The sequence below is a fragment of the Escherichia fergusonii ATCC 35469 genome (assembly GCF_000026225.1).
Taxonomy (GTDB): domain Bacteria; phylum Pseudomonadota; class Gammaproteobacteria; order Enterobacterales; family Enterobacteriaceae; genus Escherichia; species Escherichia fergusonii.
Window position 1 is genome coordinate 3,910,723 of the sequence record NC_011740.1, and the last position, 24,676, is coordinate 3,935,398.

The 24,676-nt window shown below is 52.4% G+C and carries 20 protein-coding genes and 1 pseudogene; 11 read left to right on the forward strand and 10 right to left on the reverse strand.

Translation table 11 applies throughout. From position 1 onward, the window contains the following. The first annotated feature begins 3 nt into the window (after positions 1 to 3). The 3 genes from fsa (at position 4) to EFER_RS19085 (ending at position 2,516) form a co-directional block, all read left to right on the forward strand. Positions 4 to 666, forward strand: a complete 663-nt coding sequence (fsa, locus tag EFER_RS19075) for a fructose-6-phosphate aldolase (protein WP_000424876.1) — start codon at positions 4 to 6, stop codon at positions 664 to 666. Between the two features lie 10 nt (positions 667 to 676). Then, positions 677 to 1,780 (forward strand): bifunctional L-1,2-propanediol dehydrogenase/glycerol dehydrogenase, encoded by a 1,104-nt coding sequence (gene gldA, locus EFER_RS19080; protein WP_000373980.1) that lies wholly within the window; start codon positions 677 to 679, stop codon positions 1,778 to 1,780. 118 nt (positions 1,781 to 1,898) lie between these two features. After that, positions 1,899 to 2,516, forward strand: coding sequence for a DUF1287 domain-containing protein (locus EFER_RS19085; protein WP_000647863.1), 618 nt, complete (start codon positions 1,899 to 1,901; stop codon positions 2,514 to 2,516). A 24-nt stretch (positions 2,517 to 2,540) separates the two neighbouring features. On the opposite strand, the gene yijE is transcribed toward EFER_RS19085, so the two are convergent. The 3 genes from yijE to metF all read right to left on the reverse strand — a co-directional run bounded on the left by yijE (position 2,541) and on the right by metF (position 6,938). Further along, the gene (gene yijE / locus EFER_RS19090) at positions 2,541 to 3,446 is read right to left on the reverse strand and encodes a cystine transporter YijE (protein WP_001271264.1); all 906 of its coding nucleotides are present in this window, start codon (positions 3,444 to 3,446) and stop codon (positions 2,541 to 2,543) included. 93 nt (positions 3,447 to 3,539) lie between these two features. Then, a complete protein-coding gene (gene katG / locus EFER_RS19095) occupies positions 3,540 to 5,720 on the reverse strand; it encodes a catalase/peroxidase HPI (RefSeq protein WP_002431808.1) in 2,181 nt (726 codons plus the stop codon). A gap of 327 nt (positions 5,721 to 6,047) precedes the next feature. Further along, positions 6,048 to 6,938 (reverse strand): methylenetetrahydrofolate reductase, encoded by an 891-nt coding sequence (gene metF / locus EFER_RS19100; protein WP_000007523.1) that lies wholly within the window; start codon positions 6,936 to 6,938, stop codon positions 6,048 to 6,050. Between the two features lie 349 nt (positions 6,939 to 7,287). Between metF and EFER_RS19105 the strand changes: the two genes are divergently transcribed. Both EFER_RS19105 and pdxR read left to right on the forward strand, forming a co-directional pair. Next, positions 7,288 to 8,262, forward strand: a complete 975-nt coding sequence (locus EFER_RS19105; RefSeq protein ID WP_000281210.1) for a hypothetical protein — start codon at positions 7,288 to 7,290, stop codon at positions 8,260 to 8,262. A gap of 81 nt (positions 8,263 to 8,343) precedes the next feature. Beyond that, entirely contained in the window at positions 8,344 to 9,825 is a 1,482-nt protein-coding gene (gene pdxR, locus EFER_RS19110) for a MocR-like pyridoxine biosynthesis transcription factor PdxR (RefSeq protein WP_001091686.1), read from the forward strand. Here the strand turns inward: pdxR and EFER_RS19115 are convergent. From EFER_RS19115 to EFER_RS19125, 3 genes and pseudogenes are all read right to left on the reverse strand, one after another. Next, a complete protein-coding gene (locus EFER_RS19115; protein WP_000334979.1) occupies positions 9,770 to 10,837 on the reverse strand; it encodes an alanine racemase in 1,068 nt (355 codons plus the stop codon). The genes pdxR and EFER_RS19115 overlap by 56 nt on opposite strands. A 38-nt stretch (positions 10,838 to 10,875) precedes the next feature. Further along, complete coding sequence (locus tag EFER_RS19120; protein WP_000609325.1) at positions 10,876 to 12,111, reverse strand: serine hydroxymethyltransferase; 1,236 nt, start codon at positions 12,109 to 12,111, stop codon at positions 10,876 to 10,878. Positions 12,112 to 12,212: 101 nt separating this feature from the next. Then, positions 12,213 to 13,098, reverse strand: a pseudogene (locus EFER_RS19125) (LysR family transcriptional regulator). Positions 13,099 to 13,187: 89 nt separating this feature from the next. Between EFER_RS19125 and EFER_RS19130 the strand changes: the two are divergent. Beyond that, the gene (locus EFER_RS19130; RefSeq protein WP_000555490.1) at positions 13,188 to 13,562 is read left to right on the forward strand and encodes a carboxymuconolactone decarboxylase family protein; all 375 of its coding nucleotides are present in this window, start codon (positions 13,188 to 13,190) and stop codon (positions 13,560 to 13,562) included. Between the two features lie 79 nt (positions 13,563 to 13,641). Here the strand turns inward: EFER_RS19130 and EFER_RS19135 are convergent, their stop codons facing one another. Then, positions 13,642 to 15,195, reverse strand: a complete 1,554-nt coding sequence (locus EFER_RS19135; RefSeq protein WP_000694764.1) for a bifunctional metallophosphatase/5'-nucleotidase — start codon at positions 15,193 to 15,195, stop codon at positions 13,642 to 13,644. A gap of 132 nt (positions 15,196 to 15,327) precedes the next feature. Here EFER_RS19135 and EFER_RS19140 point away from each other — a divergent pair, with 132 nt between their 5' ends. Continuing rightward, on the forward strand, positions 15,328 to 16,458 hold the full coding sequence (locus tag EFER_RS19140; RefSeq protein WP_000105525.1) for a hypothetical protein: 1,131 nt from the start codon (positions 15,328 to 15,330) through the stop codon (positions 16,456 to 16,458). Here the strand turns inward: EFER_RS19140 and metL are convergent. Continuing rightward, complete coding sequence (metL, locus tag EFER_RS19145; RefSeq protein WP_000110761.1) at positions 16,422 to 18,854, reverse strand: bifunctional aspartate kinase/homoserine dehydrogenase II; 2,433 nt, start codon at positions 18,852 to 18,854, stop codon at positions 16,422 to 16,424. The genes EFER_RS19140 and metL overlap by 37 nt on opposite strands. A 2-nt stretch (positions 18,855 to 18,856) precedes the next feature. Continuing rightward, on the reverse strand, positions 18,857 to 20,017 hold the full coding sequence (gene metB, locus EFER_RS19150; RefSeq protein ID WP_001353720.1) for a cystathionine gamma-synthase: 1,161 nt from the start codon (positions 20,015 to 20,017) through the stop codon (positions 18,857 to 18,859). 276 nt (positions 20,018 to 20,293) lie between these two features. Between metB and metJ the strand changes: the two genes are divergently transcribed. Genes metJ through EFER_RS19165 form a run of 3 tightly spaced genes read left to right on the forward strand, consistent with a single transcriptional unit; the run spans position 20,294 to position 21,909 of the window. Then, positions 20,294 to 20,611 (forward strand): met regulon transcriptional regulator MetJ, encoded by a 318-nt coding sequence (gene metJ / locus EFER_RS19155; RefSeq protein ID WP_000852812.1) that lies wholly within the window; start codon positions 20,294 to 20,296, stop codon positions 20,609 to 20,611. A gap of 59 nt (positions 20,612 to 20,670) precedes the next feature. After that, positions 20,671 to 21,279, forward strand: a complete 609-nt coding sequence (locus EFER_RS19160; RefSeq protein ID WP_000877397.1) for a YiiX family permuted papain-like enzyme — start codon at positions 20,671 to 20,673, stop codon at positions 21,277 to 21,279. A gap of 6 nt (positions 21,280 to 21,285) precedes the next feature. Next, positions 21,286 to 21,909 carry a TIGR02117 family protein gene (locus EFER_RS19165; RefSeq protein WP_000720776.1) on the forward strand — a complete coding sequence of 208 codons (624 nt, stop codon included), beginning with the start codon at positions 21,286 to 21,288 and terminating at the stop codon, positions 21,907 to 21,909. A 54-nt stretch (positions 21,910 to 21,963) separates the two neighbouring features. Here the strand turns inward: EFER_RS19165 and rpmE are convergent, their stop codons facing one another. Beyond that, the gene (gene rpmE, locus EFER_RS19170; protein WP_000710769.1) at positions 21,964 to 22,176 is read right to left on the reverse strand and encodes a 50S ribosomal protein L31; all 213 of its coding nucleotides are present in this window, start codon (positions 22,174 to 22,176) and stop codon (positions 21,964 to 21,966) included. 202 nt (positions 22,177 to 22,378) lie between these two features. On the opposite strand from rpmE, the gene priA reads away from it, so the two are divergent. Continuing rightward, positions 22,379 to 24,577, forward strand: coding sequence for a primosomal protein N' (gene priA, locus EFER_RS19175; RefSeq protein ID WP_015953872.1), 2,199 nt, complete (start codon positions 22,379 to 22,381; stop codon positions 24,575 to 24,577). Positions 24,578 to 24,676: the final 99 nt, after the last annotated feature.

Sequence of the window (24,676 nt, forward strand, 5' to 3'; positions counted from 1 at the left end):
ATCATGGAACTGTATCTGGACACCGCTAACGTCGCAGAAGTCGAACGTCTGGCACGCATATTCCCGATTACCGGGGTGACAACTAACCCGAGCATTATCGCTGCCAGCAAGGAGTCCATCTGGGAAGTGCTACCGCGTCTGCAAAAAGCGATTGGTGATGAGGGCATTCTGTTTGCTCAGACCATGAGTCGTGACGCGCAGGGGATGGTGGAAGAAGCGAAGCGCCTGCGCGACGCCATTCCGGGCATCGTGGTGAAAATCCCGGTGACTTCCGAAGGTCTGGCCGCCATTAAGATGCTGAAAAAAGAGGGTATTACTACACTTGGCACCGCTGTATATAGTGCCGCTCAAGGGTTACTGGCCGCACTGGCAGGGGCAAAATACGTTGCTCCGTATGTTAACCGCGTAGACGCCCAGGGCGGTGACGGCATTCGTACGGTTCAGGAGCTGCAAGCGCTGTTGGAAATGCACGCGCCAGAAAGCATGGTGCTGGCTGCCAGCTTTAAAACACCGCGTCAGGCGCTGGATTGTTTGCTGGCAGGATGTGAGTCCATCACCCTACCTTTAGATGTAGCGCAACAAATGCTCAATACGCCTGCGGTAGAGTCAGCTATAGAGAAGTTTGAACACGACTGGAAAGCTACATTTGGCAATATCAATCTCTAAGGGAACTATTATGGACCGTATTATTCAATCTCCAGGTAAATACATCCAGGGTGCTGATGTCATTAATCGTCTGGGCGAATACCTGAAACCACTGGCAGAACGCTGGTTAGTTGTTGGTGATAAATTTGTATTAGGATTTGCTCAGGCTACCGTAGAGCAAAGCTTTAAAGATGCCGGGCTGGTTGTTGAAATCGCACCGTTTGGCGGCGAATGTTCACAAAATGAGATCGACCGTCTGCGCGGCATCGCGGAGACTGCCCAGTGTGGCGCAATTCTCGGTATCGGTGGTGGTAAAACCCTCGATACCGCTAAAGCACTGGCTCACTACATGAGTGTACCGGTTGCAATCGCACCGACCATCGCCTCTACCGACGCACCGTGCAGTGCGTTGTCTGTTATCTACACCGACGACGGCGAGTTTGACCGCTACCTGTTGCTGCCAAACAACCCGGAACGCGTTATTGTTGATACCAAAATTGTTGCTGGCGCGCCTGCACGTCTGTTAGCAGCGGGTATCGGTGATGCGCTGGCAACCTGGTTTGAAGCACGCGCCTGTTCCCGTAGCGGCGCTACCACTATGGCGGGCGGTAAGTGTACCCAGGCAGCTCTTGCGCTGGCTGAACTGTGCTACAACACTCTGCTGGAAGAAGGCGAAAAAGCGATGCTTGCCGCCGAACAGCATGTAGTAACCCCTGCGCTGGAACGCGTGATTGAAGCGAACACCTATTTAAGCGGTGTAGGCTTTGAAAGTGGAGGTCTGGCTGCGGCGCACGCAGTACATAACGGCCTGACCGCTATTCCAGATGCGCATCACTATTATCACGGTGAAAAAGTGGCATTTGGTACACTGACGCAGCTGGTACTGGAAAATGCTCCGCTGGAAGAGATCGAAACTGTTGCCGCCCTGTGCCATTCCGTTGGCCTGCCGATCACGCTGGCGCAACTGGATATTAAAGAAGATATCCCGGCGAAAATGCGCATTGTTGCGGAAGCATCTTGTGCAGAAGGTGAAACCATCCACAACATGCCTGGCGGCGCAACACCAGATGAAGTATATGCCGCGCTGCTGGTAGCCGACCAGTACGGTCAGCGTTTCCTGCAAGAGTGGGAATAATCCACACCAAACTCCCGCGTCAGCGGGAGTTTTTTATCCGCTTCCGGACATTTCCCTCACAGAACATTCAAACGCTCTGAAGGTCGAATCTGTGAATATTTTTTCACGGACGAAACAGATGAAAGCTTCACTGGCGTTGTTCAGTCTTCTGACGGTATTTACCAGTTACTCCTTAAAATCTCCCGCTGTTCCACCAACCGTGGTACAAATCCAGGCCAACACCAATCTTGCCATCGCAGACGGTGCCAGACAGCAAATTGGCAGCACGCTATTTTACGATCCGGCGTATGTGCAGCTTACTTATCCTGGCGGTGATGTCCCACAAGAACGCGGTGTATGTTCCGATGTGGTGATCCGTGCTCTGCGCAGCCAGAAGGTCGATTTGCAGAAACTGGTTCACGAAGATATGGCGAAGAATTTTGCCGATTATCCGCAAAAGTGGAAGTTAAAGCGCCCGGACAGCAACATCGATCACCGTCGGGTGCCTAATCTGGAAACCTGGTTTACCCGCCACGATAAAACGCGCCCCACCAGCAAAAACGCCAGTGACTACCAAGCGGGCGATATTGTCTCCTGGCGATTAGATAATGGGCTGGCACATATTGGGGTGGTTTCAGATGGCTTCGCCCGCGACGGTACGCCGCTGGTGATACATAACATTGGCGCAGGCGCGCAGGAAGAAGACGTGCTGTTTAGTTGGCAGATGGTGGGGCACTATCGGTATTTTGCTAAATGAGCGCTCGCCCCACCTGTAAAAAATTCAGATCCTTTTTACGCTGACGGCTTCTTTTTTCTTACGGCTCACCAGCGCCAGTGCCAGCACAATCAGCACAATGCCGCTACCTTCAACGGCCCCCGGATTTTCACCGAGCAGCCACCAGGAAAAGAGTACGCCGCAAACAGGAACTGCTAACGTGCTTAGGCTGGCGATACTGGCGGGTAAGTTTTTCAATACAAACAGCCATAAGCTCCAGGCCAGCGCTGTCGCCAGAATCGCACTGTAGGCCAGCGCCCAGAACACGGTGGGCTGCCAGTCAATTTCACGTTGCGGCACCAGTGAAGCGACCACACTCATCACCAGCGCCGCATACAGCATCTGCCAGGATGTTAACGACAATAAATCCACGCGCGGATGACGGGCGTAAAGGCGTTTAGCGACAATGGCACTCGCCCCCCAACTGACACCAGAGAGGATCGCCAGCATGGCGCTTTTCATCGAAGAGAAATCGAGTTGCCACGGCTGCAACACCAAAAATAAGCCGAAAGCGGCAATCAGAATCGCCAAATATTGCCCGCGTCGCAGGCGTTCACCGAGAAACAACGCGGCGAAAATCACCACCCAGAACGGCATGGTATAGCTCAGGATCGCCACCTTCCCCGCTCCGCCGCTCACCAGCGCCCACTGCGCCAGGCCAACCATCCCGCAGGTTTGTAACAGGGCAATGGCTAAGGTGTATTTAAAGGGCGTCGGGCGCATTCCGCGACCACGTAATAAAAGGACGATGAATAAAACGAGAGTGCCGAAAATGCAGCGTAAAGCGGTAAAGTCGAAGGCACCGATGTAGCTGGTGACTTGCTTCATGAAAATCCAGCTATAACTCCAGATAAGTGTGAGCACAACCAGGCCACTGATTGCCAGTGGGTTGCTCTTTCCTGCGGCAGACATGAGAGATCCAGTGTGTAGTTTTCCTGTGGACACTATACGCCGGTAAAAAAACTTCAGCGACTGCCAGACAGACAGTCGCTGAAGAAGGTCAGATTACAGCAGGTCGAAACGGTCGAGGTTCATCACTTTCACCCATGCCGCCACGAAGTCTTTAACAAATTTCTCGTGAGCATCACTGCTGGCATAAACTTCCGCCACCGCACGCAGGACTGAGTTAGAACCAAAGACCAGATCCGCACGGCTGGCCGTGTATTTCACTTCGCCGGTTTCACGGTCACGACCTTCGAACAGCTCTTTCGATTCGTCAGTCGCTTTCCACTCGTAACGCATGTCCAGCAAGTTCACGAAGAAGTCATTGCTCAATACACCAACGCGGTCAGTGAAGACGCCATTTTTGCTGCCATCGAAGTTGGCACCCAGTACGCGCATCCCGCCCACCAGCGCGGTCATTTCCGGCGCGGTCAGCGTCAGTTGCTGGGCTTTATCAATCAGCAGTGACTCGGTTGTGGAAACATCCAGACGAGCGCGGTAGTTACGGAAACCGTCAGCAATCGGCTCCAACAGCTCAAACATTTCAATGTCAGTTTGATCCTGACGCGCATCAACGCGGCCCGGCGTAAACGGTACATGAATGCTCAAACCTGCGGCGCTTGCGGCTTTCTCTACGCCAACCACACCAGCCAGCACAATGATATCCGCCAGCGAAGCTTTGCCAGACTCTTTCTGAATTTTCTCCAGAACTGGCAGGGCACGAACGGCTGCGGCGTTCACGTCCCAGTCACGTTGCGGCATTAATGCCAGACGCGCACCGTTGGCACCACCGCGTTTGTCTCCACCACGGAAGGTTGAAGCAGACGCCCAGGCCACCGACACCAGTTCGCTGACAGACAGACCAGAATCCGCAATCGCGAATTTCAGATCGATAATGTCCTGCTCGGTCGGGTTGTAGATCGGCTGCGGCAGCGGATCTTGCCAGATCAGATCTTCTTTCGGTACTTCCGGCCCGATGTAGCGAGATTTCGGTCCCATATCCCTGTGCGTCAGTTTGAACCAAGCACGGGCAAAGGCTTCGTTGAACGCCTGCGGATCGTTGAGGAAGCGACGAGAGATCTTCTCGAACTCCGGATCAAAACGCAGCGTCAAGTCAGTCACCAGCATTGTCGGTTTACGTTTCTTCGACGGATCAAACGGATCCGGGATAATTTCCGGTGCGTCTACCGCTTCGAACTGGATTGCGCCAGCCGGGCTGCGGGTCTGTACCCACTCATATTTGAACAGGTTCTCGAAGAAATAGTTGCTCCACTGGGTCGGTGTCTGAGTCCAGACCACTTCCAGACCAGAGGTGATGGCATCTGCGCCAACGCCGCTGCCGTAAGTGCTCGCCCAGCCTAAACCTTGTTCTTCAATCGGTGCAGCTTCTGGATCAGGACCTACGTTAGAAGTCGGACCGGCACCGTGGGTTTTACCCAGTGTATGACCACCCGCAATCAGCGCCACGGTTTCTTCGTCGTTCATGCCCATGTTGCCGAAGGTCGCGCGGATGGCCGCAGCCGCAGAGAGCGGTTCACCGCTGTGATCCGGGCCTTCCGGGTTAACGTAAATCAGGCCCATCTCGGTTGCGCCCAGCGGTGCTTTCGCCAGCGCTTCCGGATGACGGTGAGTCAGCCAGGCTTTTTCATCACCCCAGTTAACGTCCAGATCCGGTTCCCAGACGTCTTCACGACCGGCACCAAAACCGAAGGTACGGAAGCCGGAGTTTTCCAGCGCCACGTTACCCGCGAGGATAAACAGGTCGGCCCAGGAGATTTTCTGACCATATTTCTGTTTGATTGGCCACAACAGGCGACGCGCTTTATCGAGGCTTACGTTATCCGGCCAGGAGTTCAGCGGTGCAAAACGTTGCTGACCACGACCCGCGCCGCCGCGACCGTCGATTGAACGGTAAGTACCCGCGCCGTGCCAGGCCATACGAATAAACAGACCGGCGTAGCTGCCCCAGTCGGCGGGCCACCACGGTTGAGATTCTGTCAGCAGGGCTTTCAGATCTTTTTTCAGGCCGTAGTAATCTAATTTGCTGAATTCTTTGCGGTAGTCAAAGTCCTCACCCAGCGGGTTAGAACGATTAGAATGTTGGTTTAACAGGTCAACACGGAGTTGATTTGGCCACCAGTCGCGCGTGGTTGTGCCCCCACCCGCGCTCTGGTCGTGACCGCCCTGATGGAACGGGCATTTGCCAGTGGCTGTCGTGTTATGGATATCGTCTGACGTGCTCATCAATGTGCTCCCCTCTACAGTGTTACCGTTACGATACACAGCGTTAGAGAGAAGTTATAATTGAATTAATCCACGGATGCGATAGTTGAGATCTTACATATTGTTGGTTAAAGAGATGTAGATCAAATTGATCGTAATTAAGACTTTTTGATTATGTCCGATTTCGGACAAATGCTTTATAAAAAAGGTTTTAGCTTCGTATTCTTCAAGAAATGAGGGAGAAAACAAGGCTGACTACCTTATTTTCTCACTCACATTTCGAGGCAGCATTTTGTGCTCTGTTTAAAATTTGTGATCACAGTGTGATTTTCACAAAAGGCACACTATTTATAAACCAGGACGAACACCCAGCGTATGGCAAATCGCATAACTCATTTCAGCGCGGTTAAGCGTATAGAAGTGGAAATCTTTCACTCCTTCACGGCTTAAAATCTTCACCATATCCATCGCGATATTTGCGCCCACCAGCTTGCGGGTTTCAGCATCGTCATCCAGGCCGTCGAACATTTGTGCCATCCACGCCGGAATACGCACGTTAGTCATGTCGGCAAATTTCTTCGCCTGTTTAAAGTTCGAAACCGGCAAAATGCCCGGAATAATTTCCACATCAATGCCTGCCGAGACGCAGCGATCGCGAAAACGCAGGTAGCTCTCAACATCGAAGAAGAACTGAGTAATGGCGCGGTTGGCTCCGGCATCCACTTTTCGTTTCAGGTTAAGCAAATCTGCCTGGGCGCTTTTCGCTTCCGGATGCACTTCCGGATACGCCGCCACGGAGATATCGAAATCCGCGACCTCTTTTAACAACGTCACCAGGTCAGAAGCATACATTTCTGGCTTACCACTTCCCGGCGGCAGGTCGCCACGCAGCGCCACGATATGGCGAATACCGTTGTTCCAGTAGTCGCGTGCAATGGTGCGCAGCTCGTCGGGCGTCGCATCAATACAGGTAAGATGTGGTGCTGCTTCCAGACCAGTGCGATCTTTGATGCCTTTAATAATGCTGTGCGTACGGTCGCGCTCGCCGGAGTTCGCGCCATAGGTCACCGATACAAACTTCGGTTTCAGGCTGCTAAGGCGATCGATGGAGTTCCACAGGGTCTGCTCCATTTCACTGGTACGCGGCGGGAAAAACTCGAACGAAACGTTAATCTGCCCCTGGACTTCTGCCAGACTCTGATTCAGGGCATCCCGCTGGCTGGCGTGAAAAAAGCTCATACCTTACCTCATCAATCGCTTGTAGTTATATGTTGTGTTGTGCACATCTATCCGTTTAGACGTCCAGATGTAAAGATGAAGGAAAAGCTGAAGGGCGTCAACCGAAAAATGACCAATGATGGTGAGGAAAAATCAGGGAAGATGAAAAAAATTCAGGATAAAGGCCAAAGTTCCTCGTACCTGAACATGTGGAATATACCTCATTTAAGATGATATTTATTTGTTTAATTATTTTTTCTATTAACCGGTGCAACGAGTGTTAAAGCGTGTAATTTTAGGATTATATCAATAGTCACGGTTATACAAACAGTGATAATTTATGAAAATAAGTTTACCGGGGAAATAGCACATGTATCTTAATACTCAAGCTCAATATAATAAGTTAAATAAAGATGAAAAAAAGATCCTGCTGTTACAAAAATTAGCCCACTTAGCTGATTTTACTTTTGACAGAATAGAGACATTTTCTGCATTTGGACAATCTACTGAAACAGGTGTTTTTAAATATAAAGATGGCAGTGAATTTGTTGTTGTCCCCGGGGATACAGTAATATTAGGGTGGGATGCCAGTCTCAATAATATGGATGGTCCGACAAAACAAGAATTTGAAGAGATGTTGGAACCAGAAGGTTTAGATTTGAATAATTATCTCACTGACTCTTGCACACCTGTCAGGAAGGTTACAATTTCCCCGATGCTGGTTGAAAGAAACGTTCACGCCGAACCAAGTTGGAAGGAAGTATCTCTTACGGACCCCCGCATCACAGAGAACAGCATGCTGCAAAAATTTCTGTCTGATTATATGGAAAAAATTAATCCTGGAGTTCACGAATTAAACGCAAGATTGAAATTACAATATATAGATGGGGATTTATTTGCACAAATATATGAATCAATTAGCTATGATGAGTTACTTCAAAATATCCAAAGCAATAGTTTTGATCTTCCGAGCGAAGATGAATGGGAATATTTATGTGGCGGTGGTTCCAGGACACTCTGGCGCTGTGGGAATAATTTCGACTATCAAATGAAAATCCCATTTATTACTTCAGAAGAACCAACAACCTGGGATATAGAATGGCCTAATCAGTTTGGGTTGCAGATTGCATTTGATCCCTATCTTCAGGAAATTATTAATGATAAAGATATTCTTCTGAAAGGTGGCGATGGTGGGTGCAATCTCTGCGGAGGTGCTAATGTTGTATTAGGATTCTTGCCTGTGGCAACTTATTACAAAGGATATAATAAACATACGGACGAATTAGAATATATGGATGACATTGGAGACAATTATACTTCTTATCGCAGAATAATTCGTTTATGAGTAAAAATTATATTTCAGGACAAGAAGTTATGCTCGAGTCAAGCTAATGAATTGCTTAACGTAAGGAATAAAAACGTATTGATGAACACTGGGAATTTCGAGTCGATACAAATCATGATCGACGCGCAAGAGTGGCGTAGCCTGCCGCTGCATCTGCGTCTGTATCAGGCTTTTCGTCAGTTGGTGATATCTGGAGTGTTGGCCGATGGCGCAAAGCTGCCTTCCGCTCGCGCACTGGCCCAGCAACTTGGCCTTTCCAGAGATACCGTCGAAAATGCCTATTCCCAGCTCCACCGCGACGGTTTTATGGCTCGCAGGCAGGGGGCCGGGAGTTTCGCCAGCCGCCAGGGGATACCGCATATTCAGGGCCAGCACGCGCAACCACCCTCGCCCGGGCAAGTACCGGCTTTAAGCGCTCGCTGGCAGCCAATTGCCGATCGCGCAGTCTCTTTCGATGCCCGCCAGATGCAGACCTTTACGCTTGGCCTGCCGGAAACGCGAAACTTCCCGCTAAACATTTGGCAGAACTTTTCCCGCCAGATCCAACGTGAGCAGGCGCATACGCTGATGTTAAATAGCGATCCGCAGGGCGAGCCACAGCTGCGCCAGCAAATTGCGCATTACCTTAATTTTGAACGCGGCGCGAAGGTAGATGCCGGGCAGATTGTGATTGTCAGCGGCGCACGGCAGGCGTTCTGGCTGTGCGGGCAACTGCTGGCAGAGGCCGGACAGTCGGTGGCGATGGAAAATCCAGGCTATCCCGGCGCGCGTCAGGCGTTTTCTGCCGCACAGCTTAATCTTCTTCCCGTTGAAGTGGATGACGCCGGGATCCGGGTGGATAAACTGCCGCCCGCGCAGCTGGTTTACGTCACGCCCTCGCACCAGTTTCCTTCCGGTCATTTGCTCACGCTGGCGCGGCGTCATGCCCTGATTGCCTGGGCGCAGGCGCACAATGCGTGGATTATCGAAGACGACTACGACAGCGAATTTCACTACACCAGCGCGCCCGTCGCCTGTCTGCAAGGGTTAGACTGCGAGCAACGCACCCTGTATGTCGGCACTTTCAGCAAAACGCTCTATCCCGGCCTGCGCATCGGTTATCTGGTGGTGCCGACGTCGCTGGCTGCGCACTTTGCCGCCGCGCGTAATTTGCTTGATGGCGAAACGCCTGCGTTATCCCAACTAACGCTGGCGCGATTTATCGAGTCCGGTCATTTTGCCGCCCATATTCGCAACATGCGCAGTATGTACGCGGTGCGGCAGGCGAGCCTGGCAGAGGCTATTCATCAACACTTAAGTGAATGGGTCACGCCAGTGGTGACATCCGGTGGATTACAAATGCCCTGCTGGCTGCATGAAGGTATTGATGAGCAACAGACACTGAACGTCGCGCGCCGCGCCGGGTTAAACATCGCCGGAATGCGCCAGTTCTGGCTGACGCACCCCGCGCCCGCGGGCTGGCTGCTGGGATTCGCCGCCTTTACCCCCTACGAAATTGAACAGGGCGTCAAACGCCTGCGGGCTGCATTATGCGCTGAAAACGTGCACCCAGCCGGGTCATAATCTCATACGGGATGGTGTCGCAGGCCGCCGCAACCTCTTCCAGCGTCTGGCCTGTGCCAATAAATTCCACTACATCGCCCGCTGTCGGCGAGACAGCGCTGGCATCAACCATAAAGCTGTCCATACACACCCGCCCCAATACCGGTAACCGCACGCCGCGCCAGCATACGCCCGCCGGAGGACGCATATTTCGCGGAACGCCATCCGCGTAACCCGCGGATATCGTGGCGATACGCAGCGGACGCGTGGCGGTAACCGTGCTGCCGTAGCCAACTGGCGTTCCGGCCGGGACATCCTGCACGCGCAGTATGGTCAGCGTCAGCGTAAAGACCGGTTTTAACAGTCTGGAAAACCACGGCTGGGTGACGCCAAACAGCGCAATCCCCGGACGACAGAGATCTTCCCGCCAGCCCAAGTGCAAAAACATCCCGCAGGAGTTCGCCAGCGAAAATCGGCTGCTGGGGAAAACCGCTTTTGCCTGCTGGAGTCGCGCGTGTTGCACCATATTTAACGCATGATCCGGCCTGTCGGCGTTCGCCAGATGGCTGATGATATAGTCCGGCGCAGGCCAGTTACGCTCACGAAATATCGCCGCCAGACGCATCAGTTGTTGCGACATCACGCCCAGCCGCGACATACCGGAATCGAGCTGGATCATCACCGCACGCCGCTGCTGGCGCGTTTCCAGTAACGTAAGCCACGCCATCACCTGGTCAATGGAATTGAGTAATGGCGTGATCTGCTGCGCGAAACAAAACACCATCGCCTCCGGCATAACCCCATTAAGCACTACCACCATCGCATCAGTGGGCAGGATTTTACGCAGCGCCACGCCTTCAGAAAGCTGTGCGACAAAAAAGATCCGGCAGTTCGCCGCATACAGGGCGGGCGCAATCGTCTCCGCCCCCAGACCATAGGCATTGGCTTTCAACACCGCGCCACATTGCGCAGGGGCAGCATGGCGGGCCAGCATACGATAATTGTCGACGATGGCGGCGCGATTAATACACATAACGCCGCACGCCGCCTGGATTTCAGTAGAAGTCATCATTAATAAGGCAACGGGTAGCGGTTGGTTAGTTGTATTACTTTTTGCTGAATATCGGCGCAAATGTCTGCAATATCTGCCGAGTTAATGGCGAAAATGATTTCACTTATCCAGTCGGCAATAAGCGCAAAGTCATCCGCCTTCATCCCACGCGTGGTGCAGGCCGCGCTGCCAATACGAACGCCGGAGGTAATCGACGGCGGCTGCGGATCGCCCGGCAGGGTGTTTTTATTGACCGTGATCCCCGCCAGTTCGAGAAAGTACTCCACCTGTGCGCCGGTTAACCCCTGCGGGCGCAGGTCGATAATCCCCAGATGGCAGTCGGTGCCGCCCGTTAACAGCGTCAGGCCGCGCAGCGCCAGTTGCTGGCACATCGCCTGCGCATTGTCGATAACCTGCCCAGCATAACGTTTAAATTCCGGTTGTAATGCCTCGCCAAGCGCCACCGCTTTCGCTGCGATAACGTGCATCAACGGCCCGCCCTGCAAACCGGGAAAAATGGCACTGTCGATTTTTTTCGCAAGCCTGGCGTCGTTGGTGAGGATCATGCCGCCGCGCGGCCCGCGTAACGTTTTATGCGTGGTGGTGGTGACGACATCAGCATATGCCAGCGGCGAGGGAAAACAGCCGCCCGCCACCAGCCCGGCAAAGTGCGCCATATCCACCAGCAAAATGGCATCAACGGCATCGGCAATGCGGCGAAAACGGGCAAAATCATAATGGCGTGGATAAGCCGATCCTCCGGCAATAATCAACCGCGGGCGCTCACGCAGCGCGATCATCTCGACCTGATCCATATCAATCAAACCACTGTGCGCATCGACGCCATAGTGAAAAGCGTTAAACCATTTGCCGGATTGATTGACCGGCGAACCGTGCGTGAGATGCCCGCCGCATTGCAGGCTCATGCCAAGAATTTTGTCGCCGGGTTTCAGCAACGCCAGATAGACCGCCTGATTCGCCTGGCTGCCGGAGTGAGGCTGCACATTGACGTAACGCGCGCCAAAGAGCTGCTGCGCGCGGGTTATCGCCAGCATCTCAACCTCATCAATAAACTTACAGCCACCGTAATAGCGATGCTGGTAATAACCTTCGGCGTATTTATTGGTTAACACCGACCCCTGCGCCGCGAGAACGGCGGGGCTTACGAAATTCTCCGAGGCAATCAGTTCCAGCGACTGCCGCTGGCGCTGTTGCTCCTGGTTAATCAATGCAAAAAGTGGATCGTTATTTATCATGCGCTTCCCCCGCAAATTCATCATGCGATGATTTTCGCAGGGAAAACCTCGTCCGCACCCTGCCACTTTTTTGGGCAGATGCAGACCACCTGTATGTCGTATTACTTAAAAGAAGAGAACATCTCAGACAATATCGATGTTAACCACGCAAAGCGGGCCGCGTTTTCCGGCAGCATTGCCAGCCCCGCGGTGACACATAAATTGCTTGCCTGTAGCGGGCGAAAAACAACGCCCTGTCGATGAATCGCGGTAAATGAAGAAGGAAGAATGCTCAGGCCATCGCCATGGGCGATTCTGGCAAGTAAAACATCATGTTCCAGCGGCTCTTCGAGGCAAGACGGCGCATAGCCTTCGCGCTGGAAAATCTGGCGAGTGTAATCAAAAAATACCGGGTTGCGTTCGCGTCTGAACCAGAACAAAGGGCGGGAATTCAATAATGCTAATGAAAGCGAGGCCATTTCTGCCTCAGGCCAATGGGCGGGTAATGCAGCAATGAGCGGCTCATGCCAGTCGAGCGGGGATACCACTAAGTTTGACGTTTCCAGCGGTAGAGCCACCAGCGCAGCATCCAGCTTGCCTCGCCTCACCTGGCGAACTATGGCGAATGATTTGTAGCGAAACATCAATTTGCGCTTCAAGGGCCGCAAAAACGCCTTGTTCGAACGCCGTCGTTAGCCCCAGCCGCAACGACTTCGCCTCGGTTTGCGCAAGCTGAGAAAGCGCCTGATACGTTTTTTCCTGCTGTGCGAGCAGCGGGCGAATAATCTCCAGCACCCGCACGCCATCGTTGGTTAACGTAAGCCCTTTACTGTGACGCTCAAACAGCGTTACCCCCAGACGCTCCTCAAGCTGGCGAATATGACGGCTGAGCGGCGGTTGCGACATAAAGAGTCGTTGGGCCGCCCGGCTCATGTTGTTCTCTTCCGCCACCACGGCAAAGTAGCGTAGCAGGCGAATATCGAGTGAATGAATCTGTGCGCTTGTCATACCGAAAAGGTATCACGGAAACGGTATTATCCAAATAATGTCCGGCAGCTTATTCTCGCGTCACACCTAAGATAAACGAGGATTTCCCCATGCATTCAGAACGTTTTATTACCGGTCAGGAGATGCTGCAAAAAGTGGATGGTAAAGGCGGCAATGCCGTTGTCGAAAGTCTGCAAGATATCGCTCCGGACTTTGCCCGTTACCTGATTGAATTCCCCTTCGGTGATATCTATTCCCGCCCGGGTCTGGATTTACGCAGTCGCGAAATCGCCACTGTCGCGGCATTGACCGCATTGGGGAACGCATCACCACAGCTGAAGGTACATATTGCGGCGGCGTTTCATGTTGGGTTAACGCGGGAAGAAATTACTGAAGTGATCATGCAGATGGCGGTTTATGCCGGTTTCCCGGCAGCACTGAATGGCTTGTTCGCGGCAAAAGAGGTCTTTGCTAAACAGCTGTAGAGCGGGAGGGCGATGCAAACACATCTTATCCGGCCCACGTTCTTCTATGGGTCGGATAAGGCAGCCTCAATACGTACTTTTACTTGATATCTTTCACGCGCATACCGTTGATCTGTTCATCCGTGATGGTGTTACCCGCTTTAAAGTAATCAACCACCGCGTGATAAACGTAATAACCGCCCGTCGTATTGCGCGCTTTACCCTCGGTAAACGCGGTAAATCCATCTCCACCATCAGCAAGGAAACTCTGAGTGGCAATGTGGTAAACCGTCGCATCTTCAATCGGTTTGCCATTCAGAGTCAGCGAGATAACCCGCTGACCAACCGGCTTGCTGCTGTCATACGTCATTTCCAGGCCTTTCGATACCTGTAAAACGCCATTACTCAAACTTGCGCCGTGTTCCATCAAACTGCGTAATTGTTTACCCATGAGTTCCATCGTCACCAGTTCGTTGGGGAACGGGAAGGTACTGATGACGCCACCCATCGTAATTGCACCCGCCGGGATCTCATTGCGAATCCCACCAGAGTTGGTTAACGCCAACTGGGTATTTTTACCCGCCGCTGCCAGCAAAGCGTCTGCCGCCAGGTTCCCGAGAGAAGCTGATTCACCATAGGCACGTTTTAGTTCAACCGGCGATTGCGCCACCGTTTGCTGCACGACTTCATCCAGCTTTTTATTCCAACTATCAATCACCTGTTTTGTTTGCGGATCGGGCTTCCACTCGTCGGCGTAAAGAGTTTTAAGCTCGAAGTTTTTCACCGTAAAAGTGTGCGGCTTCTCTTTGTAGTCGAGAACCAGTTTACCCACATCAATCCCGCCGCTGTCAGTGGAAAGGATGAGCGTATTGCCGACTTTAATCGGTTCTGGCGTACCCACATGTGCATGTCCGGTGATCAAAATATCCAGCCCTTTCACCTGACTTGCCGTCTGAATATCTTTATCCAGTGCGCGACGCACATCTGTGCCTCCCATACTGGACTGGCGGGCCGGAACACCTTCGTGGATCAGGGCAACGGTCAAATCAACCTTGCCTTTGAGTTCATCGATATAACGTTGTAGCCATTTAATTTCATCACGCGCCTCAATACCCACTCGCGTTGCCGCAGATACCGTATCATTAAAGGCAAATACACCGTGCAAACCAATCACGCCAATTTTCACGCCGTCTTTTTCAATGATGGTATAGGGCTTATCCCAGAATGATTTACTGCTGTTCTGATAAAAAACATTACCCTGCACAATCGGGAATTTTGCCTGACTCAACTGTAATAACGTATTGTCCCAGCCGTGATCAAATTCATGATTACCTATAGTGACCGCATCGAACGGCATGGTATTCATAATATCGATAATCGCCTTGCCTTTAGTCAGGCTGCTGATATACGGCCCGGTAAAATAGTCACCCGCATCAAAAAACCAGGTCGCTTTGTTTTTAGCTTTTTCTTGTTTAACAAGCGTAGTGATATTTGCCCAGCCGCCAATATCTCGTTTACCGTCAGCAATCCACGGCACTTTATAAGGCTCTACATGTGCATGGAGGTCGTTGGTATAAATGATGGTGACATCTTTGGCGCAAGCCCAAAACGGCAGTGTTAATGCGATACCCGCAGCAAGCATTTTAATTTTCATAAATAGTCCCTTTCAGTGAGATAAAGGATTGCTACATTACGTTCTGAAAGAGTTATTTATGTGAGAATAATCACATCCACAAGGGAGCGTTGCCGGACAAAATCAACGACCTTGTGAAATCGTTGGTGAAATATGTCGACTCTGTTTACGATTAATGCCTGCAAGTCGTTTGGTTGCCGTAATTTAGGGCAACCAACATCGACAGATTACAGCTGGCCAGACTATCGACTGGGTTATCCGGCACTGCACTGTCGGGCATGTGGAAGTTACCCGCCGTTGTTTGACGAACAACAATTTCGTGACTGGCTGTCAGTTCACTTATCTACTTTTGCAACTGAGAAAGGTCATTTCTGCCCGGTATGTTATGGCACAAAGACGATTTGTTATGGCCACAATCCACAGGGGTCGCAACGCATTCAATGTCGTAACTGCAAAAAAGTCTGGACACCTAAACAATATCAGAAAGAAATAACGCCTCCTGAAATAATCGAAACAGTTGCTTTTCTCATGCCATTTCAGGGAGCCAGCAATGGGCAGAAACTGTATGTTTTAATCAGTTTTGATGCTCTTCGCGGTAATATTCTTCATCTTTCTACTAATTACACGCAGCATCAGGCTGGAGAAAGTCTGCATTATCGATACAGAGGAAATGCAGAACCAGAGTTACACGAGAGTAATATTGTACAACGCGTTGATATGCGCGAAGCACAATTTCTACGCCGCAGTCAGTTTGATGAAATTCAGTATGGCAGCGCAGCGCTCAAACGCAATGCTAAAGGTATTATTCTGCGTCCGGTTATCACTGCACACGGGCATTTCAGAGTACTGAATATTTTATTCCCTACAGTAAAAACACATGTAATTTCACACGAGTGTTTTTTAAGAGGTGCCATTATTACGGCCTGGGCAGATCTCTTTCGCCAACAGCAAGGTGAAATTTGGTTTATTGAAGAGGAAATAGCTGACTATACCGATAATATGCCCTGGAGTTTTCAGGGAACAACTTATCACGGCTGGTGGAAAAATCAGTGGCAACTTTGGAGTCAGGGCAAAAATCGTAAAATGGTATGTGCATTAACAGGCGGAAATAACAGCAAAGCTGAAATGCTCTCTTTCGCAACCAGCAGACATTTTATCGACTGGCTACATAAACAAGCAGTATTTACTCACAGCACCCCGCTTTCCGCAGGGCGCGTTACGCAAATACTGCTTTCTCTGGCTCAGGATTACAACAACTGCGCCAGCCGGTTGATATCCGACTGAATCGCCCCGGCGGTGACGTCGCGTCCCGCGCCTGGCCCACGGATCACCAACGGATTATCGCGATACCAGCGGCTTTCGATGGCAAAGACGTTATCGCACGGTAGTAGTGATGCCAGCGGATGGTCTTCACGCACCGCTTCCACGCCTACTCGCGCTTTGCCGTTGGCATCGAAACGCGCCACGTAGCGCAACACCAGCCCCATTTCACGGGCCGCTTCCAACCGTTGTACCATCTGCTCATTAAGTTCATCGCCATTTTCAAAGAAATGGTCGATGCTTCCACCTTCGCAATGGGTTGGCACCAGTGATTCAACACGCACCTGGTCCGGTTCAATGTTGTAACCCGCTTCACGCGCCAGAATCACCAGCTTGCGCATCACGTCTTTGCCGGAGAGGTCATCACGCGGGTCAGGTTCAGTTAAGCCCTGCTGCCACGCCTGATCCACCAGCTCGGTAAACGGCACGCTACCGTCGAATTGCAGGAACAGCCAGGAGAGTGTGCCGGAGAAGATCCCGCTGATCGACAAAATAGTGTCGCCGCTGTCGATCAGATCGCGCACGGTATGGTTGATCGGCAAACCTGCACCAACGGTGGCGTTGTATAGCCAGTGACGCCCGGTTTTTTCGAACGCGTCGTGGATCTGTCGATATTTATTGCTGTCGCTGGCTCCCGCCAATTTGTTGGCACTGATGACGTGGAAACCGTGGCTGGCGAAATCGAGATACTGATCAGCAAGCTGCTGGCTGGCAGTAACGTCCAGCACCACTAAATCATCATACGGATGGGCACGCATCCACAGGAACAGCGACTCTTCATCCTGTTCGACGGCTTCATCATTAAAGAAGGCTAGCGCACGGCTGGCGTCCAGCCCGTCATAGCTCAACAGGCTGCGACGGCTGTCCACCACGCCTGCCAGCACAAATTCAAAGCCGGTGCGCGCCGAAAGCGTGCTCTGCTCACGGGCGAACAGTTCCAGCCAGCGGGAACCGATATTGCCCTTACCGAACAATACCAGGCCGATGCGTTTTTCTGCGCGGAAGACGGACTGATGCAGCCCCTGAATCAGGCTTTCGGTCGGCCCGGTGCGCAGTACTGCCACCAGGCTGATGCCGTCATCGGACTGCCAGGTAAACTCGACCGGCTGGCCTTTCAGTTGCTGCCAGAAGCGGTGGCAATGCAGCGGGTTACGGGTGACGCCCGCCCCAACCATCGCCACCAGCGCCAGCCCCTGACGCAGGCGCAGTTCGCCAGGTAATCCTGCTTCGTCGAGGATTTTCAGCGCACTGTCGGCCACTTCCGAGGTGTAGCAAAATTGCAGCAACTGGCGATCATTATGTACGCCAACCGCCAGTGGGCGCACCTGAGCACGTTTCAGGATTTGGTCAATCTCTTTATGCGCCAGTTTGAAATCCTGACTGGCGGGCACCTGAAACTCAATCAAACAGACATCATCGTGGCTGGTGACAATACGCGCGCCCGTACCGGAAGCCAGCACGCGTTCAATGCGCGTGGAACCTTGATCCGGTGTATAGCTACAGCGCAGCTGCAGGTCGATTTCACTGCCAGAAACTGGCTGTAAAGTACGCGCGTGCAACACTGGCGCGGCAAGACGCGCCAGTTCGCTGGCTTCATCAAGACGCAGCAATGGCAGCAGACAGGCATCTTTCACTTTACGCGGGTCGGCACTATATACCCCGGCGACATCGCTCCAGATGGTTACGCGGGAAACCCCCGCCAGCGCACCGATTTGTGTCGCGGAATAGTCGGAACCGTTACGCCCCAGCAGCACCGTTTCACCGGCGTTGTTACGGCTGATAAACCCGGTCACCACCAGACGTTTGCCCGGATGTTGTACCAGTAGCTGTTGCAGCAACGGGTAAGAAAGCCCTTCATCAACCTGCGGCTGCGCGGCGCGTTCAGCGCGTAAAAACTCGCGGGCATCAAGCCAGGCCGCTGGCAGCCCTTGTTGATTAAGTACCGCAGACATCAGGCGCGCCGACCACACTTCACCGTGGCCCACCACTTCCGCATACACCGCATCGTTAATACCGCTGTCGAGCAACGCCGCCAGGCGCTCAAGATCGCTGATAAAGGCACTAATGAGGCTATCGGCTTCTTCGGCGGGTAGCAGGCCGCTAATCAGATCGCACTGATAACGACGTAGCGTTTGTTGAACCTGATGCGCAGAGAGACGATCGGTCTGGCTTAGTTTCAACCAGTTAATCAACTGGTTAGTGGTGCTACCGGCTGCGGAAACCACCATCATATCGTCGGGCTGAGAGTACTCCGCCATAATGCCCGCGACACGCAAATAACACTTCACATCAGCCAGACTACTGCCACCAAATTTATGCAGTTGACGACCTTTCGCCCCTGCCTGCGCAATCACACTCATTTTTACCCCTTGTTTGCAGCCCGGAAGCCATTTTCCAGGTCGGCAATTAAATCTTCGCCATCTTCAATACCGGTGGAGATACGCAGCAGCGTCTCGGAGATCCCGGCGGCAGCACGCGCTTCTGGTGCCATGCCTGCATGTGTCATGGTTGCGGCGTGAGAGATTAAACTTTCCACTCCCCCTAATGATTCCGCCAGCGTAAACAACGACAACCCGCCCAGGAAACGACGCAGCGTCTGCTCATCGCCATCCAGTTCAAAACTCAACATTGCGCCAAAGCCTTTTTGCTGGCGCGCGGCAATTTCATGCCCCTGATTTTCCGGCAGCGACGGGTGATACAGTTTTTTCACTAACGGCTGGGTTTGCAGATATTTCACAATCGCCTGCGCGTTGCGCTGCGCCAGCTCCATACGCGGCACCAGCGTTCGCAAACCGCGCAGCAACAAATAACTGTCAAACGCGCCGCCCGTCACGCCAATATTGTTTGCCCACCAGGCCAGTTCGGTGACAACGTCCGGGTCTTTAGCAATCACCACGCCAGCCACTACATCTGAGTGACCGTTCAGATATTTCGTGCATGAATGCAACACCAGATCGGCACCTAATGCCAGTGGATTTTGTAATGCCGGGCTTAAGAAGGTGTTATCCACCACGCTCACCGCCCCGACTTCCCTTGCCAGATGGCAGATTTTCGCAATATCCACGACGCGTAACAATGGATTACTTGGGCTTTCTACCAGTACTAGTTTGGGTTTTTCTGCCAGTGCAGCCTGCAATGCCTGCTCATCTCCTTGATCAACAAACAGCACGCGATAACAGCCGCGTTTCGCCAGGCTGTCGAACAGGCGATAGCTGCCGCCGTAGCAGTCGTGCGGTGCAACCAGCAAATCGCCAGGTTTCAAAAAGACGGTCGTTACCAGGTGGATGGCAGACATGCCGGTATTAGTCAGCACTGCACCAGCACCGCCTTCCAGTTCAGCCAGCGCACGCTGAACCACATCGCGCGTTGGGTTGCCGCGACGCGAGTAATCATGCGCGCGCGGTTCATTAAATCCGGTAAAGTTATAGGTGCTGGAAAGATGGATTGGAGGGACAACGCAACCATACTGTTCGTCGTCATTTAACCCGCTACGCACTGCGATGGTGGCCTGTTTACGCGTCATGTGATGAAGTTCCCTGGGCTTGGTCGGTGAAATGTCAGGCACCAGAGTAAACATTGTGTTAATGGACGTCAATACATCTGGACATCTAAACTTCTTTGCGTATAGATTGAGCAAATCCCAAATAGCCGTTAAAATTATATGCATTATCACGCCGACAGGTGCATTACACGATGTCACGGTAACGCCTGTACGGTAAACTATGCGGGTTTACGGTCAGTACCCACATAAATTGTGTGGTCTGATCTCAATTTATTGACGAAGAGGATTAAGTATCTCATGGCTGAATGGAGCGGCGAATATATCAGCCCATACGCTGAGCACGGCAAGAAGAGTGAACAAGTCAAAAAGATTACGGTTTCCATTCCTCTTAAGGTGTTAAAAATCCTCACCGATGAACGCACGCGTCGTCAGGTGAACAACCTGCGTCACGCTACCAACAGCGAGCTGCTGTGCGAAGCGTTTCTGCATGCCTTTACCGGGCAACCTCTGCCGGATGATGCCGACCTGCGTAAAGAGCGCAGCGACGAAATCCCGGAAGCGGCAAAAGAGATCATGCGTGAGATGGGGATTAACCCGGAAACGTGGGAATACTAAAGCGGAAAAGAGCGGCGCGGAGTTAACCAGCCGCTTTTTTCATACATGGACGTTTAACTATGAAATACAGGCTACTGATCCTCAGCCTGCTGGTTTCTATGCCTGCCCTTGCCTGGCAGCCGGAAACTGGCGACATCATCTTTCAGATCTCTCGCTCATCGCAAAGTAAAGCAATCCAACTGGCGACCCATTCCGATTACAGCCATTCCGGTATGCTGGTGATGCGTAACAAAAAGCCCTACGTCTTTGAAGCAGTCGGCCCGGTGAAATACACCCCGCTCAAGCAGTGGATCGCCCACGGTGAAGATGGCAAATACATTGTTCGCCGCGTTGAAGGTGGGCTGAATACCGAACAACAGCAAAAACTGGCGCAAACGGCAAAACGTTATCTCGGCAAACCGTACGATTTCAGCTTCTCGTGGAGCGACGATCGCCAGTACTGTTCGGAAGTGGTGTGGAAGGTTTACCAGAACGCACTGGGAATGCGCGTGGGTGAACAGCAAAAACTGAAAGAGTTCGATCTCAGCAACCCGCTGGTTCAGGCGAAGCTCAAAGAACGTTACGGGAAAAATATTCCGCTTGAGGAAACGGTGGTCTCGCCACAAGCCGTTTTCGATGCGCCACAACTCACCACAGTCGCCAAAGAATGGCCGCTGTTTTCCTGGTAATGGATGATGAAAAAAATAATTCCCGCCGTAGTCTGTTTGTTGCTTTGTAGTTGCACGACCTTTCCGCAAGCTGTCGCTCCGGTAAACAATGACTTTGCAGGTCAGCATAATATTTATATTGTCAGTCACGGCTGGCATACCGGAATTGTGGTGCCCGCCGCAAACGTTAATCGCGTTTTACCGCAACTCGACGCGAGATTTGCGCAACCAAAATGGTATGAAATCGGCTGGGGCGATAAAGGCTTTTATCAGGCACAGGAAATTACCAGTAGCCTGACACTACAGGCGATGTTCTGGTCTACTGGCGCAGTCATGCATGTGGTGGCGTTCTCTGCCCCACCTGAACGCTATTTTCCTGGCAGTGAAGTTAAGCCACTGACAATTAACAACGGTCAACTTTCGACCTTAATGTTATTTATTGGTCGGAGCTTTTCCCGTAGCGACGCGGGAAATATTATTCCGCTCAAAAAAGGCATTTATGGTGACAGCCAGTTTTATGCCGCGAATGGTCGCTATGGGATTTTAAATACCTGTAATAAATGGACGGCAAAAGGGTTACAAAGCGCGGGGATAGAGATTGAACCAGCTTTAAAATTGACGGCAGGAAGTGTGATGAGCGCAATGCCTTAAAGTTTTTCAGGCACAAAAAAAGCGCCGTGCGGCGCTTTTTTCGGAAATCCGGTCTTATTTGCTGCCCGGGATGTTGAAACGCTTGTTGAAGCGGTCAACACGGCCACCGGTAGCAACATCACGCTGTTTGCCAGTGAAGAACGGGTGGCACTTGCTGCACACGTCGAGGTTCAGGTCATGACCAACGGTGGAGCGGATTTTCATTACGTTACCGCAAGAGCAGCTAGCAGTAATTTCTTCGTATTTCGGGTGAATATCTTTTTTCATGGGAAAACCTCGGTTTAAGGCCGCGTCGCTCTTCCAGCCCTAACGCCAGACACCACGCGATGTTTAAAGTATAGTTTGACACGATCATTTCGTATCAAAGGCGCCGAATCATACAGAAATTAACCAGCGTATGCAAACTGATCCGCACTCCTCTACGGCAATGTGTATACTGTTCCACCGAATTTCAAGTCAGGATGATGCTATGCCCGTTGCTCACGTTGCCTTGCCCGTTCCGCTTCCTCGTACCTTTGACTATCTGCTGCCAGAAGGCATGACGGTTAAAGCCGGGTGTCGCGTGCGTGTGCCGTTTGGCAAACAGCAGGAGCGCATCGGGGTTGTGGTGTCAGTTAGCGACGTCAGCGAGCTGCCGCTTAACGAGCTGAAAGCGGTAGTAGAAGTGCTGGACGTTGAGCCGGTATTTACTCACTCCGTCTGGCGATTACTGCTATGGGCGGCAGATTACTATCATCATCCGATTGGCGATGTGCTGTTTCATGCCTTGCCGATTTTACTGCGCCAGGGGCGGCCTGCGGCGAACGCGCCGATGTGGTACTGGTTTGCCACTGAACAAGGTCAGGCGGTGGATCTGAACAGCCTGAAACGTTCGCCAAAGCAACAACAGGCGCTGGCAGCGTTACGGCAAGGCAAAATCTGGCGCGATCAGGTCGCGGAACTTGAATTTAATGATGCCGCATTGCAGGCGCTGCGCAAAAAAGGCCTGTGTGAGTTAGCGAGTGAAACACCAGAGTTTAGCGACTGGCGAACGAACTATGCCGTTTCTGGCGAGCGGTTGCGATTGAATACTGAACAGGCCACCGCCGTTGGCGCCATCCATAGCGCAGCGGATACCTTCTCTGCCTGGTTGCTGGCGGGCGTTACCGGTTCCGGTAAAACAGAAGTTTATTTGAGCGTACTGGAAAACGTGCTCGCACAGGGCAAACAGGCGCTGGTGATGGTGCCGGAAATCGGCCTGACGCCGCAAACTATTGCCCGTTTTCGTGAGCGGTTTAATGCGCCAGTGGAAGTTCTGCATTCCGGCCTGAACGACAGTGAGCGCCTTTCGGCGTGGCTGAAAGCGAAAAATGGTGAGGCGGCGATTGTGATCGGCACCCGCTCCGCGCTGTTTACGCCGTTTAAAAATCTCGGTGTGATTGTCATTGATGAAGAGCACGACAGTTCCTACAAGCAGCAGGAAGGCTGGCGCTATCATGCCCGCGACCTGGCGGTGTACCGTGCGCACAGCGAGCAAATCCCGATTATTCTTGGCTCCGCAACGCCCGCGCTGGAAACGTTATGCAACGTGCAGCAGAAAAAATACCGCCTGCTACGCCTGACCCGTCGGGCAGGGAATGCGCGTCCGGCAATTCAACACGTGCTGGATTTAAAAGGTCAGAAGGTGCAGGCTGGTCTGGCTCCGGCGTTAATCACCCGTATGCGCCAGCATTTACAGGCCGACAACCAGGTTATCCTCTTTCTTAACCGCCGTGGCTTTGCGCCTGCCTTGCTGTGCCACGATTGCGGCTGGATTGCCGAATGCCCACGTTGCGATCACTACTACACGCTGCATCAGGCGCAACAGCATTTGCGCTGTCACCACTGTGACAGCCAACGCCCGGTGCCGCGCCAGTGCCCTTCCTGCGGCTCCACGCACCTGGTACCCGTGGGGCTGGGCACCGAACAGCTTGAACAGACGCTCGCGCCAATGTTCCCTGGTGTGCCCATTTCTCGTATCGACCGCGATACCACCAGCCGCAAAGGGGCGCTTGAACAACAACTGGCGGAAGTACATCGCGGCGGTGCGAGGATTTTGATCGGCACGCAAATGCTGGCGAAAGGTCACCATTTCCCGGATGTGACGCTGGTGGCGTTACTGGATGTGGACGGCGCGCTGTTTTCTGCGGATTTTCGCTCGGCAGAGCGTTTTGCCCAACTTTATACCCAGGTGGCTGGCCGTGCCGGACGTGCGGGTAAACAGGGCGAAGTAGTGCTGCAAACGCACCATCCTGAACATCCGCTGTTGCAAACGTTGCTCTATAAAGGCTACGACGCCTTTGCCGAACAGGCGCTGGCTGAGCGGCGAATGATGCAACTGCCGCCATGGACCAGCCATGTGATTGTGCGTGCGGAAGATCATAACAATCAGCACGCGCCATTGTTCCTGCAACAACTGCGTAATCTCATCCTCTCCAGCCCGCTGGCAGACGAGAAACTCTGGGTTCTCGGCCCGGTTCCGGCGCTGGCCCCTAAACGTGGCGGTCGCTGGCGCTGGCAAATTTTGTTGCAGCACCCTTCCCGCGTGCGCTTACAGCACATCATCAATGGTACGCTGGCGCTTATTAATACAATACCGGATTCCCGCAAGGTGAAATGGGTGCTGGATGTCGATCCCATCGAAGGCTAATGCGCAAACGTTGCGAGGCGGATCGAAAAATTTAATATTCATCACACTTTTAATGAAAATTCTGTAACCGCTTCCACTAACTATCTGATAAAAATGTGT

Bases quoted from the DNA above. Each gene is read 5' to 3' on its own strand.
- fsa (WP_000424876.1), top strand. From the start codon at position 4: ATGGAACTGTATCTGGACACCGCTAACGTCGCAGAAGTCGAACGTCTG.
- gldA (WP_000373980.1), top strand. From the start codon at position 677: ATGGACCGTATTATTCAATCTCCAGGTAAATACATCCAGGGTGCTGAT.
- EFER_RS19085 (WP_000647863.1), top strand. From the start codon at position 1,899: ATGAAAGCTTCACTGGCGTTGTTCAGTCTTCTGACGGTATTTACCAGT.
- yijE (WP_001271264.1), bottom strand. From the start codon at position 3,446: ATGTCTGCCGCAGGAAAGAGCAACCCACTGGCAATCAGTGGCCTGGTT.
- katG (WP_002431808.1), bottom strand. From the start codon at position 5,720: ATGAGCACGTCAGACGATATCCATAACACGACAGCCACTGGCAAATGC.
- metF (WP_000007523.1), bottom strand. From the start codon at position 6,938: ATGAGCTTTTTTCACGCCAGCCAGCGGGATGCCCTGAATCAGAGTCTG.
- EFER_RS19105 (WP_000281210.1), top strand. From the start codon at position 7,288: ATGTATCTTAATACTCAAGCTCAATATAATAAGTTAAATAAAGATGAA.
- pdxR (WP_001091686.1), top strand. From the start codon at position 8,344: ATGAACACTGGGAATTTCGAGTCGATACAAATCATGATCGACGCGCAA.
- EFER_RS19115 (WP_000334979.1), bottom strand. From the start codon at position 10,837: ATGTGTATTAATCGCGCCGCCATCGTCGACAATTATCGTATGCTGGCC.
- EFER_RS19120 (WP_000609325.1), bottom strand. From the start codon at position 12,111: ATGATAAATAACGATCCACTTTTTGCATTGATTAACCAGGAGCAACAG.
- EFER_RS19130 (WP_000555490.1), top strand. From the start codon at position 13,188: ATGCATTCAGAACGTTTTATTACCGGTCAGGAGATGCTGCAAAAAGTG.
- EFER_RS19135 (WP_000694764.1), bottom strand. From the start codon at position 15,195: ATGAAAATTAAAATGCTTGCTGCGGGTATCGCATTAACACTGCCGTTT.
- EFER_RS19140 (WP_000105525.1), top strand. From the start codon at position 15,328: ATGTCGACTCTGTTTACGATTAATGCCTGCAAGTCGTTTGGTTGCCGT.
- metL (WP_000110761.1), bottom strand. From the start codon at position 18,854: ATGAGTGTGATTGCGCAGGCAGGGGCGAAAGGTCGTCAACTGCATAAA.
- metB (WP_001353720.1), bottom strand. From the start codon at position 20,017: ATGACGCGTAAACAGGCCACCATCGCAGTGCGTAGCGGGTTAAATGAC.
- metJ (WP_000852812.1), top strand. From the start codon at position 20,294: ATGGCTGAATGGAGCGGCGAATATATCAGCCCATACGCTGAGCACGGC.
- EFER_RS19160 (WP_000877397.1), top strand. From the start codon at position 20,671: ATGAAATACAGGCTACTGATCCTCAGCCTGCTGGTTTCTATGCCTGCC.
- EFER_RS19165 (WP_000720776.1), top strand. From the start codon at position 21,286: ATGAAAAAAATAATTCCCGCCGTAGTCTGTTTGTTGCTTTGTAGTTGC.
- rpmE (WP_000710769.1), bottom strand. From the start codon at position 22,176: ATGAAAAAAGATATTCACCCGAAATACGAAGAAATTACTGCTAGCTGC.
- priA (WP_015953872.1), top strand. From the start codon at position 22,379: ATGCCCGTTGCTCACGTTGCCTTGCCCGTTCCGCTTCCTCGTACCTTT.